Origin of the sequence: Tepidimonas sp. (assembly GCF_036825565.1) — a bacterium.
Classification (GTDB): Bacteria; Pseudomonadota; Gammaproteobacteria; order Burkholderiales; family Burkholderiaceae_C; genus Tepidimonas.
Map to the genome: position 1 here is coordinate 1 of NZ_DAISXZ010000008.1, position 16813 is coordinate 16813.

At 70.7% G+C, this 16813-nt stretch carries 14 protein-coding genes; 9 read left to right on the forward strand and 5 right to left on the reverse strand.

The genetic code is table 11. From position 1 onward, the window contains the following. The first annotated feature begins 203 nt into the window (after positions 1–203). The 6 genes from V7026_RS02415 to V7026_RS02440 all read left to right on the forward strand — a co-directional run bounded on the left by V7026_RS02415 (position 204) and on the right by V7026_RS02440 (position 7188). Positions 204–1196 carry a helix-turn-helix transcriptional regulator gene (locus V7026_RS02415; protein WP_334153651.1) on the forward strand — a complete coding sequence of 331 codons (993 nt, stop codon included), beginning with the start codon at positions 204–206 and terminating at the stop codon, positions 1194–1196. A gap of 132 nt (positions 1197–1328) precedes the next feature. Continuing rightward, positions 1329–2744 carry a formate dehydrogenase subunit gamma gene (locus V7026_RS02420; RefSeq protein ID WP_334153652.1) on the forward strand — a complete coding sequence of 472 codons (1416 nt, stop codon included), beginning with the start codon at positions 1329–1331 and terminating at the stop codon, positions 2742–2744. 22 nt (positions 2745–2766) lie between these two features. Continuing rightward, the gene (locus tag V7026_RS02425; protein ID WP_334153653.1) at positions 2767–3081 is read left to right on the forward strand and encodes a hypothetical protein; all 315 of its coding nucleotides are present in this window, start codon (positions 2767–2769) and stop codon (positions 3079–3081) included. A 15-nt stretch (positions 3082–3096) separates the two neighbouring features. After that, positions 3097–3972, forward strand: a complete 876-nt coding sequence (locus V7026_RS02430) for a formate dehydrogenase accessory sulfurtransferase FdhD (RefSeq protein ID WP_334153654.1) — start codon at positions 3097–3099, stop codon at positions 3970–3972. Beyond that, a complete protein-coding gene (gene upp / locus V7026_RS02435; RefSeq protein ID WP_334153655.1) occupies positions 3969–4613 on the forward strand; it encodes a uracil phosphoribosyltransferase in 645 nt (214 codons plus the stop codon). Before V7026_RS02430 ends, upp begins: the two co-directional genes overlap by 4 nt. Positions 4614–4635: 22 nt before the next feature. Then, on the forward strand, positions 4636–7188 hold the full coding sequence (locus V7026_RS02440; RefSeq protein ID WP_334153656.1) for an ABC transporter permease: 2553 nt from the start codon (positions 4636–4638) through the stop codon (positions 7186–7188). Between the two features lie 15 nt (positions 7189–7203). Here V7026_RS02440 and V7026_RS02445 read toward each other — a convergent pair whose 3' ends face one another. Then, positions 7204–7866, reverse strand: coding sequence for a Smr/MutS family protein (locus V7026_RS02445; protein WP_334153657.1), 663 nt, complete (start codon positions 7864–7866; stop codon positions 7204–7206). A 52-nt stretch (positions 7867–7918) separates the two neighbouring features. Then, on the reverse strand, positions 7919–8590 hold the full coding sequence (gene radC / locus V7026_RS02450) for a RadC family protein (protein WP_334153658.1): 672 nt from the start codon (positions 8588–8590) through the stop codon (positions 7919–7921). A gap of 60 nt (positions 8591–8650) precedes the next feature. On the opposite strand from radC, the gene V7026_RS02455 reads away from it, so the two are divergent. Beyond that, positions 8651–9097 (forward strand): FKBP-type peptidyl-prolyl cis-trans isomerase, encoded by a 447-nt coding sequence (locus tag V7026_RS02455; RefSeq protein WP_334153659.1) that lies wholly within the window; start codon positions 8651–8653, stop codon positions 9095–9097. Further along, on the forward strand, positions 9097–10038 hold the full coding sequence (gene ispH, locus V7026_RS02460) for a 4-hydroxy-3-methylbut-2-enyl diphosphate reductase (RefSeq protein WP_334153660.1): 942 nt from the start codon (positions 9097–9099) through the stop codon (positions 10036–10038). Before V7026_RS02455 ends, ispH begins: the two co-directional genes overlap by 1 nt. Positions 10039–10051: 13 nt before the next feature. Here ispH and V7026_RS02465 read toward each other — a convergent pair whose 3' ends face one another. The 3 genes from V7026_RS02465 to V7026_RS02475 are packed head-to-tail and all read right to left on the reverse strand — an operon-like array spanning position 10052 to position 15313. Then, positions 10052–13300, reverse strand: a complete 3249-nt coding sequence (locus tag V7026_RS02465) for an error-prone DNA polymerase (RefSeq protein WP_334153661.1) — start codon at positions 13298–13300, stop codon at positions 10052–10054. Continuing rightward, positions 13297–14628, reverse strand: coding sequence for a hypothetical protein (locus tag V7026_RS02470; RefSeq protein ID WP_334153662.1), 1332 nt, complete (start codon positions 14626–14628; stop codon positions 13297–13299). The genes V7026_RS02465 and V7026_RS02470 overlap by 4 nt, the downstream gene beginning before the upstream one ends. Then, entirely contained in the window at positions 14570–15313 is a 744-nt protein-coding gene (locus tag V7026_RS02475) for a hypothetical protein (protein ID WP_334153663.1), read from the reverse strand. The genes V7026_RS02470 and V7026_RS02475 overlap by 59 nt, the downstream gene beginning before the upstream one ends. Before the next feature lie 269 nt (positions 15314–15582). On the opposite strand from V7026_RS02475, the gene V7026_RS02480 reads away from it, so the two are divergent. Next, positions 15583–16812 carry a DesA family fatty acid desaturase gene (locus V7026_RS02480; protein ID WP_334153664.1) on the forward strand — a complete coding sequence of 410 codons (1230 nt, stop codon included), beginning with the start codon at positions 15583–15585 and terminating at the stop codon, positions 16810–16812. Position 16813 lies beyond the last annotated feature (1 nt).

Sequence of the window (16813 nt, forward strand, 5' to 3'; positions counted from 1 at the left end):
CTCCTCGGTTGTGGGGGGTATGCGGGGCACATGCAGCGGCATGCTGTTCAGGCCCTGGGATTGCGGGTATAAATGTAAGATCGTGCCTGTTCCGCAGTATGCACTAAACTGCATGTTGTGACGGGGCGCTAGACTTGGGGTTTTCCCGATTCGATGCGGTCGATGGCAGGCCGAGCTGCCGATGCAACCCCCACGAGAACGACATGTCGCCCACGTCTGACGCCTTGCGCCCGCCCGAACCCCTGACCGAGGTGCGGCCGGATGCGGTGTTGCAGCTCACCCTGCCCGTGGGCACAGAGCCCGAGGCCGACCCCGCCGGGGGTGAGCCGCGGGTGCCGTTTCTGGTGGCGCTGGGCGAGCGTGTGCGCACCCTGCGCTCGCGCCGCGGCATGACGCGCAAGGCGGTGGCTCTGGCGGCCGATGTGTCGGAGCGGCACCTGGCCAATCTGGAGTACGGAGCGGGCAATGCGTCCATCCTGGTGTTGTTGCAGGTGGCGCGGGCCTTGCAGTGCTCGCTGGCGGAGCTGCTGGGCGATGTCAGCACCTCGTCGCCGGAGTGGTTGCTGATCCGCGAGCTGCTGCAGGGTCGCGACGAGGGCGAGCTGCGGCGCGCGCGCCTGAGGCTCACCGAGCTGTTCGGTTCCACCGGGGCGGATGCCACGGGCCGCCAGTCGCGCATTGCGCTGATCGGTTTGCGCGGCGCGGGCAAGTCCACGCTGGGCCGGCGGCTGGCCGAGGCGCTTGGCTACCCCTTCATCGAACTGAGCCGCGAGATCGAGCAGTTTGCCGGTTGCAGCATCAGCGAAATCCACAACCTATACGGCGCGACGGCCTACCGGCGCTACGAGCGCCGGGCGCTGGAGGAGGCGATCCAGATCTATCCCGAGGTGGTCATCGCCACGCCCGGCGGCCTGGTGTCGGACTCGACCAATTTCAATCTGTTGCTGCAGCACTGCACGACGGTGTGGCTGAAGGCCGATCCCGTCGATCACATGCGCCGCGTCGCCGCCCAGGGCGACCTGCGCCCCATGGCCGCCAGCGCCGAGGCGATGGAGGACCTCAAACGCATCTTGGCGGGGCGCTCGGCCTTTTATTCCAAGGCGGATTTGACCGTGGACACCAGCGCCCAGCCGCTGGAGGAAACCTTCGTGCGTCTGCGCGACGGCGTGTACGCGCTGCTGCACCGCGACAGCTGACCGGCTCTACGGGTTTGTCCTAGTCCACGGACGCCATGGCGGGGCTTGTGTGGGCCGGGTATATGCACTATGATGCACATTAAGCATGCAGCGAAATGCATGTTGATGCCCCCCCGAATGCAGGACCCCGCCATGACCCAGAATCCCAACACCAACCCGGTCGTCGATTACCAGACGCACCCGACCCAGTACCGCCATGTGCGCCTGAGCGTGGAGGGGGCGATCGCCACCCTGGCGCTCGACATCGACGAGGACGGCGGGCTGCGGCCGGGCTACAAGCTCAAGCTCAACAGCTACGACCTGGGCGTGGACATCGAGCTGCACGATGCGCTCAACCGCATCCGCTTCGAGCACCCGCAGGTGCGCACCGTGGTCGTGACGAGCCTGAAGAACCGGGTGTTTTGCTCCGGCGCCAACATCTTCATGCTCGGCCTGTCCAGCCATGCGTGGAAGGTGAATTTCTGCAAGTTCACCAATGAGACGCGCAACGGCATGGAAGACTCCAGCCGCCACGATGGCCTGAAGTTTCTGGCAGCGCTCAACGGCGCCTGCGCGGGGGGCGGCTACGAGCTGGCGCTGGCCTGTGACGAGATCCTGCTGGTGGACGACCGCTCCAGCGCCGTGAGCCTGCCCGAGGTGCCGCTGCTGGGCGTGCTGCCTGGCACGGGTGGGCTGACGCGCGTGACCGACAAGCGCAAGGTGCGCCACGACCTGGCGGATATTTTTTGCACCAGCGTCGAAGGGGTGCGCAACCGCGTCATCCTGCCCTATGGCGGCGCGCTGGTGCTGATTGCGCTGCTGGCGGTGGCAATTTTTTATTTCACCAAAGGGTCGCTGAAGCTGCACGCGCCCGAGACCGGACGCAAGATCGAGCGCTTCACACCATTCGAGCGTGCAGCGCACTGGGTTAACGCGGCCGCCTTCGTGCTGCTGGCCGTTTCTGGGCTGGTGATGGCACTGGGCCAGTACGTGCTGCGGCCCGTCATCGGCGCCACGCTGTTCGGCTGGCTGACGTACGCGTTGAAGAATGTGCACAACTTCGTCGGGCCGCTGTTCGCGGTCTCGCTGGTCATCGTCATCGCCACCTTCGTGCGCGACAACCTACCGCGGCGCGAGGACTGGGCGTGGTTGGTGCACTTCGGCGGCCTGTTCGGCGATCGCGAGGTGCCGTCACACCGCTTCAACGCCGGCGAGAAAATCATCTTTTGGGCGGGCGTCTTCGTGCTCGGGCTGGTGGTGGTCGGCTCCGGCCTCGTGTTGGACAAGCTGGTGCCGGGGTTGGAGTATTTGCGTGCGCAGATGCAGCTGGCGCACATGATCCACGCCAGCGCCGCGCTGCTGATGGTGGCGTTGTTCATCGGCCACATCTACATGGGCACGGTCGGCACCGAAGGTGCCTACCGGGCGATGAAGACGGGCTACGTCGACGAGACCTGGGCGCGCGAGCACCATCTGCTCTGGTACGAGGACATCCAGGCCGGCCGCATCCCGGCCGAGCGCAGTGCCCCGGCCGCACAACCCGTGGCCCCGGTGCGCGCCACCACCTAAGCCTTGCAGGAGGGACCGAACCATGCGATCCATCACCCCGACATGGCGGCTGGCGCTGTTGGCGGCCGCGCTGCTGGGCAGCACCGCCGCTTGGGCCAAACTGCCGACGCCGCAGCTGACCGAGGAGCAGAAGGCCGCCGCCGAACTGGCCAAGGCCAAGGCCGCGCACCAGGCCAAGGTCGATGCGTTCAAGACCTGCAAGGCCGCCGAGCGCGCGGCGGAGCACTACTTCAAGCAGCATCCGCAGGCGGCCAAGCCGGCGGGGGCACCGTCCTGTGCCGATCCCGGCCCGTTTGCCGAACCCGGTGCGCCCGCCGCGCCGGCCAAAAAGTCCTGATCCGCCCACCGCCCCATGTGGTTGTCCGAACCGGCCTCGTTTGGCGCGCCGCTGCCGGCGGCGCCACGCCCGCCGCGCCTGTCGGCAGCCGCCGCCCCGCTGACGCGCGCGGTGGAGGTGGTCGACGAATTCGGCCAGCGCCGCACGATCTATATTCCGGCCGAGCGCGACCTCACCGTCTACGTCGACAAGCGCGAACTCGTCACGCTGATGACGCTGGGCGCGCACCCCGAGTGGCTGGTGCTGGGGTATCTGCGCAACCAGCGGCTGATCGAGTCGCCGACGCAGGTGGAGTCGATCACGGTCGATTGGGACGTGGGCGCCGCCGCTGTGCGCACGCGCGGCGGGTTGCCGGAGCTGGAGGTGCGCACCGCACAGCGCATCGTCACCACCGGCTGCGGGCAGGGTAGCGTGTTCGCCAGCGTCATGGAGGCGGCCGACACGATCCGGCTCGACCCCGGTGCGCGGCTGTGCCAGTCGCAGCTGTACGCCATCCTGCGCGCGGTGCGCGAGCAGGAATCGGTCTACAAGCGCGCCGGCTCGGTGCACGGCTGTGCGCTGTTGCGGGGCGAGGAGCTGCTGATCTTCGTCGAAGACGTCGGCCGCCACAACGCGGTGGACACCATCGCCGGCTGGGCCTGGCTGCAGGGCGGCGCGCTGCTGCGCGGCGACGACAAGGTCTTCTACACCACCGGGCGGCTGACCAGCGAGATGATCCTGAAGGCCGCGCAGATGGGCGTGCCGATCGTCGTGTCGCGCAGCGGCATCACCCAGATGGGGCTGGAGGTGGCCGAACGGCTGGGTCTGTGCGCCATCGGCCGCGCCACCCACACGCGCTTCCTGTGCTACACGCACCCCGAGCGGTTGGTGTGGGATACTCCGCTGCCATGAGTGAAGCCGCCGAACGTCGAGTCCACGTTATCGATCACCCGCTGGTGCAGCACAAGCTGACGCTGATGCGGCGCAAAGACACCAGCACCAAGACCTTTCGCCAGCTCATCCACGAACTCAGCGCCTTGCTGGCGTACGAGGTCACCCGCGACATCCCCACCCACGAGGTGGCGATCGAAACCCCGCTGGAGTCCACCACCGGCCGCATGATCGACGGCAAGAAGACGGTGCTGGCCTCGATCCTGCGCGCCGGCAACGGCTTTCTGGACGGCATGCTGGAGGTGCTACCCAGCGCCCGCGTGGGCCACATCGGCCTGTACCGCGACCCGGCCACGCTCAAACCGGTGGAGTATTACTTCAAGATGCCGTCCGGCATGGAGGAGCGCGACGTCATCGTGCTCGACCCGATGCTGGCCACCGGCAACTCGGCGGTGGCGGCGGTGGATTTGCTCAAGCGCTTGACGCCGCGCTCGATCCGCTTCGTCTGCCTGGTGGCGTGCCCGGAAGGCATCGCCAACTTCCACGCCCACCACCCGGACGTGCCGATCTGCACCCCGGCGGTGGACCGCGGCCTGAACGAGCACGGCTACATCGTGCCGGGCCTGGGCGACGCCGGTGACCGCATCTTCGGAACCAAGTGAGGCGTCGCCCGGTCGTACCCGCGTGACGACCCCGACCGACCGTTCCCGCGCCGGCCCGTCCGCCTGGACCCTGGGCTGGCGCGCCCTGTGGCGCGACTGGCGCGCCGGCGAGCTGACCGTGCTCGTGCTGGCGATCGCGTTGGCGGTGGCGGCACTGACGGCCGTGGCCTTCTTTGCCGATCGCCTGCAGGCCGGCTTGCAGCGCGACGCGCGCCAACTGCTCGGGGGCGACGTGGTGCTGCGCAGCGACCATCCCGTGCCGCTCCAATACGAAGCTCAGGCCCGGTCGTTGGGGCTGGCGGTCACGCGGCATCTGACCTTCCCCACCATGGCCCGCGCCGACGATGCGGACGGTGGCGAAGCGCGGCTGGTCTCGCTCAAGGCCGTGGCCGCGGGCTACCCGCTGCGCGGCGAACTGCGCACCACGACCGATCCGGAGGACTTGGTCGGACAGGCCGGCCCAGGCACGCCGCCGGCGGGCGAGGCCTGGGTGGATGCCGCGTTGCTGGAGGTGCTGGATCTGCGCCTGGGGCAGCCTGTGTGGTTGGGTGACCGGCAGTTTCGCCTGACCCGCATCGTGGCGCTCGAGCCGGACCGGGGCGCGGGTTTTCTGTCGTTTGCGCCGCGCGTGCTGATTGCCGAGTCCGATTTGGCGGCCACGGGCCTGGTGCAACCCGCCAGCCGCATCCAGTACCGGCTGGTCGCGGCCGGCGACGCTGCGGCGGTGCGCCGGTTCGAGGCATGGGCCAAAGCCCGTTTGGCGGACACCGGCGAGCGCGGCACCCAGATCGAGAGCTTCGAGTCCGGCCGGCCGGAATTGCAGCAGACCCTGCAGCGGGCCGAGCAATTTTTGAGTCTGGTGGCGCTGTTGGCCGCGCTGCTGGCCGCCGTGGCGGTGGCCGTGGCGGCACGCCAGTATGCGCTGCGCCATCTGGACGATTGCGCGCTGCTGCGCGTGCTGGGTTTGGCGCAGGGGACGATGGCCCGTGCGTATGCCGTGGCGTTTGGGCTGGCCGGGCTGGCGGCGGCCGCGGTCGGCACAGCCGTCGGGTTTGGCGTGCACTTCGCGTTCGTGTGGTGGCTGTCCGGGTTGATGCAGGCCCAGTTGCCGGCGGCGGGCTGGGCCCCGCTGGCACTGGGGCTGGGCGTTGGGCTGGTGTTGATGGCCACCTTTGGGTTGCCGCCGGTCCTGCAGCTGGCGCAGGTGCCCCCGCTGCGGGTCATCCGGCGCGACGTGGGCGGCCTGCAGCCGGCCACGCTGGCGGTGTTTGGCGGCGGGACGCTGGGCTTTGCCGCCCTGTTGCTGGCCGCCAGCCGGGACCTGACGCTGGGGGCCATCGCGGTCGGGGGCTTTGCGGCGGCGGTGGGGATTTTTGCCGCGACCGCCTGGGGGGCGCTGGGCGCCTTGCGCCTGCTGGTGCGTGAAACCCATGCCCCCCGCTGGCTGGTGCTGGCCACGCGCCAGATCACGGCCCGTCCGGCCTACGCCGTCGTGCAGGTGGCCAGCTTGGCCGTGGGGCTGCTCGCGCTGGTGCTGCTGGTGCTGCTGCGCACCGACCTGATCGACAGTTGGCGCCAGGCCACGCCGCCGGATGCGCCCAACCGCTTCGTCATCAACATCCAACCCGACCAGGCCGAGCCCTTCCGCGCCCATTTGCAGGTGCAGGGCGTGGACCGCTACGACTGGTACCCCATGGTGCGCGGTCGCCTCGTGGCCATCAACGGCCAGCCCGTGCGGCCGGAGCAATTCAGCGGCGACCGCGCGCAGCGGCTGGTCGAGCGCGAGTTCAACCTGTCCTACAGCCGCGAGTTGCCCGCACACAACCCGCTCGCCGCCGGGCGCTGGCAGCCCGACGAAGCGGGGGCCATCAGCATCGAAACCGGTCTGGCCGAGACGCTGGGCTTGCGCCTGGGCGATCGCATGACCTTCGACATCGCGGGCGTGCCGCACGAGGCCCGCATCACCAGCCTGCGCAAGGTGGACTGGGCCTCGATGCATGTGAATTTCTTCGCGCTGTTTCCGGTGCAGTCCATGCCGGCGGAGGTGCCTTACACCTACATCGCCGCGTTTCGAGCGCCGGCCCAAGCCGGGTTCGACCGGCTGTTGCTGCAGCGCTTTCCTAACGTGACCAATGTGGACACCAGCGCCGCGGTCGCCCAGGTGCAGCGTGTGCTGGGGCAGGTGATCCGGGCGGTGGAGTTCTTGTTCGGATTCAGTCTGGCGGCCGGGGTGGTGGTGCTGCTGGCGACGGTGGGGGCCACGCGGGCCGAGCGCGAGCGCGACTACGCCGTGCTGCGTGCGCTGGGGGCCCAGTCCAGTTTGCTGCGCCGGGTGCAGCGCACCGAGCTGCTGGGCGTCGGCGCGCTGGCGGGGGCGCTGGCCTCGGCGGTGGCGGTGACCGTCGGCTGGGCGCTGGCGCGCTTCGTGTTCGATTTCGACTGGCGCGTCTCCGGCTGGGTGCCGCTGGCCGGGACGGGGGTGGGCGCCGGGCTGGCGCTGCTGGCGGGCTGGTGGCCCCTGCGCGGGGTGCTGCGCACGCCTGTGGTGCAGACGCTGCGCCGCGCCGCGCAGTGATCCGCTCACCGCCGCTCAGGCCCGGCCGTGGCTGGCCGTGCGCAGCAGCACCACCAGAGCGCCCGCCCCGCCGTCCGCCGGCCGGGCCTGCACGAAGGCCAGCACCTCGCTTTTTTGCACCAGCCAACTGTGCACCCGGCCCTTGAGGACAGGCGTCTTGCCCGGCGAGCCCAGGCCCTTGCCATGCACCACGCGCACACAGCGCAGGCCATGCTTGTGCGCCTCGCGGATGAAGGCCGCCAGCCGCTCCCTCGCCTCGTCCGTGCGCAGGCCGTGCAGGTCCAGCTCGGCCTGGATGGCCCAGTGCCCCTGCCGCAGGCGGCGGGCCACGTCGGGGCCGATTCCGGGGCGGCGAAAGCTCAGGTGCTCGTCGGTGTGCAGCAGGGTTTCGACGTCGAATTCGTCGCTCAGGGCGGCTTGCATCACCGCGCGTTCGTCGGCCTGACGCTGGTGCGGCACCGGCCTCGGGCGCGGCCGCTGCGGCTCGATGCGGCCGTGCGGCGCCAGCCGGTGCACGGGGCCGACGGCGCGCTCGAACAGCAGCCGGTCGCGCTGTGCGCGCTCCTCGGCCTCACGCCGGGCGGCTTCTGCAGCCGCCCGCGCCGCCGCGGCCTGCGCGGCGCGCTGGGCCATCGCCTTCTGAATCTGCCGCAGGTCGGCCAGCGTTCGCACTTTCATGGCAGCGCCGATTGTCCCGCAAGTCCCCCAGCGGCGCCGGCGCAGGCGTGGTTCAGATTAGCCCGCGCTCGGCCATTGAGGTGCAGCCCGCGCGCGTGACGATGAAATGGTCCAGCACCCGGATATCCAGCAAGCCCAGCGCGGCCTGCAGGTTGCGGGTCAGCGCTTCGTCGGCGCGCGAGGGCTCGGCCACGCCGCTGGGGTGGTTGTGGGCCAGGATGATGGCGGCCGCGCCATGGTGCAGGGCGCGCAGGGCCACCTCGCGCGGATAGACGCTGGTCTGGTCCAGCGTGCCGCGAAACAGCTCCTCCAGCGCGATCAGGCGATGCTGGCTATCCAAAAACAGCACGGCAAACACCTCGTGCGCCCGGTCGGCCATGTGCAGCCGCAGCACATCCATCACCGCCGCCGGTGCGTCCAGCACCGGGCGCTCGCGCAGCCGCTCGCTCAAGGCGCGCCGCACCATCTCGGTCACGGCCAGCAGCTCGGCCCGCTTGGCCGGTCCCAGCCCTTTGACGCTGGCCAGTTGCGCCGGCGTCGCCTGCAGCAAGCCGCTCAGGCCGCCCCAGCGGTTCAGCAGCGCCTGGGCAAAGTGCAGCACGGGCTGACCGGCCAGGCCCGTGCGCAGCAGCAGCGCCAACAGCTCCGCATCGGCCAGTGCCTGCGGGCCACGCGCCAGCAGTTTCTCGCGCGGACGGGCCTCCGGGGGCAATTCACGCACCATGGTTTTCTCCCTGTTTTCTAAAATGCGCATTTTCGCGCGCCGCCGTGCGGCCTGACCACCATGCCCGCCGTCCAACCCGGTTCCTTCCTGACCCTGCACTACCGCCTGTCCGGGCCGGACGGCACCGCCTTCATCGACACATTCGCGGCCCAGCCGGCCACGTTGTCGCTTGGCGCGGGGGAGTTGTCGCCGGCGCTGGAGCAGCGTCTGCTCGGCCTGGCCGAAGGTACCCACACCGTGATCGACCTGCCGGCCGGCGAGGCCTTTGGCGAGCGCCAGCCCGACATGCAGCAGTGGGTGGCGCGCAAGCTGCTCGACGCGCTGGGCGATCCGCACGAGCGCTACGCCCCGGGTGACGTGGTGCAGTTCCCCACCCCCGACGGGCGGGGCAGCTACGCCGGCCTCGTGCGCGAGGTGCGCGACGACGGGGCCGTGTTGTTCGACTTCAACCATCCCCTGGCCGGTCAGCCGGTGCGGTTCGAGGTTCACATCATCGGGGTGCTGTGATGGGCGCCACCGTCCAGGAGGTGCTGCTGGCCGAGCCGCGCGGCTTCTGCGCGGGGGTAGACCGGGCAATCGAGATCGTCGAGCGTGCGCTGGCCAAATTTGGCGCGCCCGTCTATGTGCGCCACGAGATCGTGCACAACCGCCACGTCGTCGACGATCTGCGCCAGCGCGGCGCCGTGTTCATCGAGGACTTGGCCGATGTGCCGCCCGGGGCGGTGTTGGTCTTCAGCGCCCACGGCGTCAGCCGCGCGGTGCAGGCCGAGGCCGAGCGCCGGGGCTTCAAGATCTTCGACGCCACCTGTCCGCTGGTCACCAAGGTTCATGTGGAAGTGGCCAAGCTGCGTCGCGAGGGCTACGAGTTCATCCTGATCGGCCATGCGGGCCATCCGGAGGTCGAGGGCACCATGGGCCAGCTCGACGACGGCATTCACCTTGTCGAGACCGTGGCCGATGTGGCGCGGGTGCAGCCCGCGCAGACCGAGCGCCTCGCCGTCGTCACCCAGACGACGCTCAGCGTGGACGATACGGCGGAGATTTTGGCGGCGGTGCGCGCACGCTTCCCCGCGCTGCGCGAGCCCAAGCAGCAGGACATTTGCTATGCCACGCAAAACCGGCAGGATGCCGTCAAGGCGCTGGCGCGGCAGGTGGATGCCGTCATCGTGGTGGGCAGCCCCACCAGCTCCAACACCAATCGCCTGCGCGAGCTGGCCGAGCGCCTGGGCGTGCCCACCTACATGGTCGACGATGCGACGGAGCTGCGCGACGAGTGGTTTGCCCAAGCCCCCCGCGTGGGGGTGACGGCCGGCGCGTCCGCCCCGGAAGCGCTGGTCCAAGGCGTGGTGCAGCGCCTCAAATCGTTGGGCGCCACCGCCGTGCGTCGCCTGGACGGGCCGGTGGAAACCATGCGTTTTCCGCTGCCCAAGGGGTTGAAGGTGGATTGACGCCGCCCCGCGGTCAGTGGAAGTCGCGGCTGGCCACTGCCAGCTCGCCCAGCCAGGGGCTGAGGTCTTGCACATGCCCGGCGATCAGGTGGCAGACCGCATGCACGCCGTCGCCCTGGCGCTGCCATTGGCCCCGGATGGCCAGCAGCCGCCCCTGCAGCAGCGCCTGCCGAAAGTGTGCTTGCACGCGGCGCCAGACGATCACCGGCACCGTGCCGGTTTCGTCTTCCAATGTCAGGAAGAGCACGCCCTGGGCCGTGGCGGGCTTCTGGCGGGCGGTGACCAGCCCGCAGGCCCCCAGCAGGCGGCCGTGGGGCTGGGTCTGCAGCCGCTGCGCGGACAACCACTGAGTGGCGGGCAGCCGCGGGCGCAGCAGCGCCAGTGGATGGGCGCGCAGGCTCAGGCCGGTGCTGGCGTAGTCCTGCCAGACCTCCTCGCCCAAAGGGGCGGGGGACGGTTGCCAGTCCGCGTCGTCCGGCCCGTTTCTCTCGTGCCTACCGTTCACCCCGGCGGGGAGCGTCGGGACAGTCGCTGCCTGCTCCAGCGCCAGCGGTGCATGCCAGCCGCTGACGGCCCACCACTGCCGGCGTCGGTGGCCGGCCAGTCCGCGCAGGGCATCGGCCCGCGCCAGGGCCTGCAGCGCGCTGCGATCCAGGGCGGCGCGGTGCGCCAGATCGTCCACGTCGGTCCAGGGGCATTCGCGGCGCGCGGCCACCACGCGCCGTCCGGCCGCCTCCCCGAGTCCGTGGACCAGCCGCAGCCCCAGCCGCACCGCGGGGGCCGGGCCGCCGTGGACGGGCTCCAGCGTGCAGTCCCAGTCGCTGATCCGCACATCCACCGGGTGTACGACCACCCCGTGTCGCCGCGCGTCTTGCACCAGTTGCGCGGGCGCATAAAAGCCCATGGGCTGGGCATTGAGCAACGCTGCCAGAAAAGCCGCGGGCTCGTGGCACTTCAGCCAGGCGCTGGCCCAGGCCAGCAGCGCAAAACTGGCGGCGTGGCTTTCCGGGAAGCCATAGGCCCCAAAGCCACGGATCTGGCGCACGATGGCCTGGGCGAAGTCCGGCGCGTAGCCACGCGCGGCCATGCCGTCGAGCAGGCGCTGCTCGAACCGCTCCAACTCCCCCCGCCGCCGCCAAGCCCCCATGCCGCGACGCAGGGCATCGGCTTCCTCGGCGCTGAAGCCGGCGGCCAGCATGGCGATCTGCATCACCTGCTCCTGAAAAATGGGGACCCCGAGCGTGCGCTCCAGGGCGGGACGCAGCTCCGCCCGGGGCAGGGTCAGCGGTTCGCCCCGGCGCTGGCGCTCCCGGGCGGCCAGATAGGGGTGGACCATGCCGCCCTGGATGGGCCCGGGCCGCACGATGGCCACCTGCACCACCAGGTCATAAAAGCAGGCCGGCCGCAGGCGCGGCAGCATGCTCATCTGGGCCCGGCTCTCGATCTGGAATACGCCCACCGTGTCGGCGCGCTGGATCATGGCGAAGGTGGCGTCGTCGTGGGGCGGAATGTCGGCCAGGGTAAACGGGCGGCCACGCCACTGGCTGACCAGTCGCAGCGCCCCGTGCAGCGCGGTGAGCATGCCTAGGGCCAGTACGTCGACCTTGAGCAGGCCGAGCGCATCGATGTCGTCTTTGTCCCACTCGATGACGGTGCGTCCCGGCATCGCCGCCGGGACCACCGGCACGGTGTGGGTCAGCGGCTCGCGGGTCAGCACGAAGCCGCCCGTGTGCTGCGAGCGGTGCCGGGGCGCGCCCAGCAGGGCCTGGGCCAGATCCAGCCAGCGCTGCACCACAGGATCGTCCGGGCGCAGACCGGCGGCTGCCACGGCATCGGGGGCCAAATCCCGTGGCGCCTGATGGCGGCACTGGCGGGCCAGCGCATCCACCACGTCGGGGGCAAATCCCAGCGCCTTGCCCACGTCGCGCAGGGCGCTGCGGCCCTGCCAGCGAATCAGGCTGGCGGCCAATGCAGCCCGCTGGCGGCCGTATTTGGCGTACAGGTACTGGATGACCTCTTCGCGGCGCTGGTGCTCGAAGTCGACGTCGATGTCCGGTGGCTCGGCCCGCGCCCGGCTGATGAAGCGCTCGAACAGCACATGGTGGCGCGCGGGGTCGACCTCCGTGATGCCCAGGCAGTAGCACACCGCGGAGTTGGCGGCGGAACCACGCCCCTGGCACAGAATGCCGCGCTCGCGCGCAAACCGCACGATGTCGTGCACGGTCAAAAAATATTTTTCGTAGGCCAGTTCGCCGATCAACGCCAGCTCGTGCGCGATCTGGGCCTGCACGGCAGCGGGCGTCCCCTGGGGGTAGCGCTGGCGCGCGCCGGCCTCCACCAGGGCGCGCAGATGCTGCGCAGGCGAGTGGCCTTCGGGCACGATCTCGGGGGGGTATTCGTAGCGCAGTTCGTCTAGCCGGAAGGTGCAGCGCTGCGCAATGGTGTGTGTGGCCTCGATCAAGCCCGGGGCAAAGCGGCGCTGCCAACGGGCGGCGGGCCACAGGTGCGCCTCGGCATTCGCGCTCAGAGCCAATCCACACTCCGCCAGCGGGCGCTGCAGCCGGATCGCGGTCAGGGTGTCGAGCAGGGGTTGCTCGCCGGGGTGGCTCATGCGCACTTCGGGCGCGGCGACGGCGGGCACGCCGGCTTGTCCGGCGGCGGCCAGCAGCCGTCGTTGCCAGGCGGCATCCTCCAGCCGCCCATCGGCCGTGATGCCCAGCCAGGCCCGGTCTGCCCCTTGCTCGCGCAGCCATCCCCCTAGAGCGTGCAGGCCGGTGGCCCAGGCGGTGTCGTCGGCCAATGGCAGCGCCCAGGCCCAGGGCACGGCCATGAGCAGGCAGCCGGGCAGGGAGGGGACGTCGTCGATGCCCGTGTGCAGCGGCAGGGCCTGCGGGTCTGCGGCGAGGGGGTCGGTGTGGCGTTCCCGGCCACTTGCCGCGCTGGCCTGGCCCAGGCGCAGTCGGCTGATCCAGGCGCTGAGCTGGCCATAGCCGGTCCGGTCCGCCGCCCAGGCCACCAGCGTGAATCCGCCACCCGGCAGCACCGGCCAGCGCACCCGCCAGTGGCTGCCCACGAGCAGCGGCAGGCCGCATGCGCGCGCGGCCACGTGGGCCTGCACCACCCCGCCCAGGGTGTTGTCGTCGGTCAGTGCCAGCGCAGCGTACCCCAGTGCGTGGGCTTGCCTGACCAAGGTCTCGGGGCTGGCGGCACCGCGCAGGAAGCTGAAGTGGCTCAGCGTGAACAGGGCGGCCGGCGCGGTCATGCGTACACCCCCGCAAGCCGCCACTCCCCCGGGCTGGTTGGGCCGGGCTGGGCGTGGCGGTGCAGCCACCAGCAGCGCCCATCTGCCGAGGTGGCCACGCCCATCTCCCATGCCACCGGGGTGTCCCACCAGCCGGTGGCGATGCGCTGCGGCCCCAGCACCCGCCGCAAGCGCTGGCCCTTCAGGCGCGGGTGCCCGTCGGGGCCGGTGTCCAGCCGCCGTGGCTGTGGCAGCCACCAGGGGGGCTCCCACAGGGTGGCCATGGCGGCCAGGGCGAGCGCATGGGCCGCAACCGCATGGTCGCTGCCGCGGCGTCCTTCGGTGTCCGGGCGGGCTTGGAGGGCGGCGTGCCATCGCTGCCGCCGTGCCGGATCCCAATGGGCGGCGCGCTGCACGGTCTGCACCCGTGTCGGTCCGAGCCGGGCCGACAGGCGTTCCAGCAGCGCCTCCCAGCTCAGGGCATCGTCGGCTGGGCGGTCCGGCAGCAGCGTGGCAGGTGCCGGGCTCCACGGGACGACATGGACGGTTTCCAGCCACAGCCCGTCGACCGCGGCATCGAGGCGGGTGCGCGCCAGGGCATCGTGGAGCTGCGAGCGCAGCAATTGGCTGTCCCGCGTGGGCCGCCGGTGCCGAAAGTCCAGGGGCGTTGCCGCCGGGCGGCCCTGCCAGCCCAGGCGCCAATGTAACACACCGGCCTGCCGCTGCTGCAGCCAGGCCGTCAACTGGCCCAGCAGCCGCTGGCCCGCAAAGGCCAGGGCGGCGGTCTCGGCGCTTGGCGCGGGCAGCGCCAAGGTCCGGTGAAAGCGTTGCGGTGCCTGCCAGCCGGGCAGCACGAGCGGTGCCTGACCGTATAGTGCGTCCAGCGCCTGCAGCAGGTCCGGCGCGGTGCGGCGCGCCAGGCCCGCGCGCGGGCAGCGGCGCAAGTCCCCCAGCGTGCGTAGCCCCAAGGCGTCCAACACCGGTCGATGCGGCCGGGCGGGGCCCAGGTGGCTGGCGGGCAGCGCATCCAGCCGGGCCGACCAGTCCGGCCCCAGGGCGTGACCGAAGCCGCCGGCCGCGGGGGTGGCGCGGGCGACCGCCAAGGCGGCCAGGGCGGTCGGCGCCGCCCCCAGCCGTCCCCAGCCCAGGGCGGCCCCTTCGTGTCGCAGGCGCCGCAGCAGGGCCACCCGTCCGCCAAACAGCCGCTGGCTGGCCGACAGCTCCAGCAGCCATCCGTCCTCGCGCGGCACGGGGTTCGGGCCGTAGCGGGCCAGCCAAGGGCCGGCGGGTTCAGGGGCGGACGAGCCGCAGGCGGGCAGGCAGGCGATCCACAGGGCGTTCGGTGGCATGGCGGGTGGGATCTTCCGGCGGGGATGGGGGCAGCAGCCGGCGCAGCGGCAGCGGGGCTTGCAGCCGCACGGGGTGCGCCAGCGGTGGGCCGCGTCGCTTGCGGATGTGCACCGTCAGGCCATCGGCATCGCCGGCGCCGATGTCCAGCCGCAGCGGTGCGGCCGAGGCGGGCAAGTCGTGCGCCCGGTCATGGCTGGCCAGCACCAGCGGGGCCGGCCATGCGCCAGGCCGGGTGCCGTCGCGCTGCGCGGTCGAGGCCGCCAGTTGCAGCCGGCGTACTAGCCCCGCCGTCGGCCGCTGCCAATGTACCCAGCACAGGCTGACGTCGGGGCAGCGCAGAGCCTGTTCGGCCGCCCACAGGGCGTCGGCATCGCTCGTGGTCTGCAGGCGCAGCAGCCGCTCCGGGGGCACCCCCTGGGCGGCCCAGGCGTGGACATTGGGCTCCAGCGGCAGGCCGATCAGCACCAGCGGGCCCTGCTGGGCGGCCGTCTGCAGCGCCGGCAGCAGCAGCCGCCAGGGCAGGGTGTCGGCATCCAGCGCGCATTCGACCACGGCACCCAGCGGCCATCCGCCGCCCGGCAGCACGGCGTCCAGCGCCGCCCACCCGGTCGTGTGGGTGGCCAGCGTGATGGGGGCCATCTGGTCGGCCCACCAGACGTCGTGGCGCAGGGGGTTCGGTGCCATACCAATACTGTACAAAAAAACAGTATCCAAGCAAACGCCGTGGGCTCGCGCGGGGGATGGCTGGCGAAGGGTGCCGAGGCGGTGCGAAGGCAAAAAGGGCGCCGGAGGTGGCCGGCAACCGCCGAACGGCGCGGCAGCCCGCTTGGTGATGGCAGGCGCTCGCCCTACAATGCCTAGCGTGGCCGCCGTGTCAGGCCGGTTGGCGTGCAACCGGGTTGGGCGGGTGGCGACGTATCGGCAAGTTTGCTGGGTTTGCGTAAAGGGATTGCATGTCTGGATTTGAGTCGGCCTGGAGTCTGTTCATCGACTTCCTGGCCCAGGGGCTGACCGCAGCCTCGTGGTGGCAGATCGTTCTGTTCACCCTGGTGCTCACGCACATCACCATCGTCAGCGTCACGCTGTTTTTGCACCGCCACCAAGCGCACCGCGCGCTGGACCTGCACCCGGTGGTGTCGCATTTCTTCCGCTTTTGGCTCTGGATGACCACCGGCATGGTCACCAAGGAGTGGGCGGCCATCCACCGCAAGCACCACGCCAAGTGCGAGCAGGAGGGCGATCCGCACAGCCCGCAGGTGTACGGCATCCGCAAGGTGTTCTGGGAGGGTGCCGAGCTCTACCGGGCCGAAGCCAAGAACGAGGAAACCCTACGCCGCTATGGCCATGGCACGCCGGACGACTGGATCGAGCGCCACCTGTACACCCGGCACTCGCGCCTGGGCGTCAGCCTGATGTTGATCATCGACGTCGCGCTGTTCGGCGCCGCGGGGCTGGCCGTGTGGGCCGTGCAGATGGTGTGGATTCCGTTCTGGGCGGCCGGCGTCATCAACGGCATCGGCCACTACTGGGGTTACCGCAACTTCGAGGCTCCCGACGCCAGCACCAATGTGTTCCCGTGGGGGGTGATCATTGGCGGCGAGGAGCTGCACAACAACCACCACACCTTTCCGACGTCGGCCAAGTTCTCGGTCAAGCCGTATGAGTTCGACATCGGCTGGGTGTACATCCAGGCGCTGGCCAAACTGGGGCTGGCCAAGCCCAAGAAGGTGCCGCCCAAGTTGGCGTTCGGTGACGTCAAGCTGGTGGCCGATGAGCAGACGCTGGAGGCCATCGTCGCCAACCGCTACGAGGTGATGGCCCGCTACGCGCGCCAGATGCGGGCGGCCATGCAGGCCGAATGGGACACCCTGCGGGCCAAGACGGGTGGCGACGAGTCGCTGTTGAAGCTGGCGCGTCGCTGGCTGCACCGCGACGATGACCAAGTGCCGGCCCCGGTGCGGGCCAAGCTGCAGCAGGTACTCGGCGCCGCGCCTACCCTGGCCAAAATGCACGCCATGCGCGAGGAGCTGCGCCAACTGTGGTCCAACACCGCCCTGACGCGCGAGCAGATGACTCGCGAGCTGCAGGCGTGGATTCACCGGGCCGAGCACAGCGGTATCCAGGCCCTGAGCGATTTTGCCCAGCGATTGCGTGCGGCGCGTCTGGCGCCTGCGGCCGCCTGAA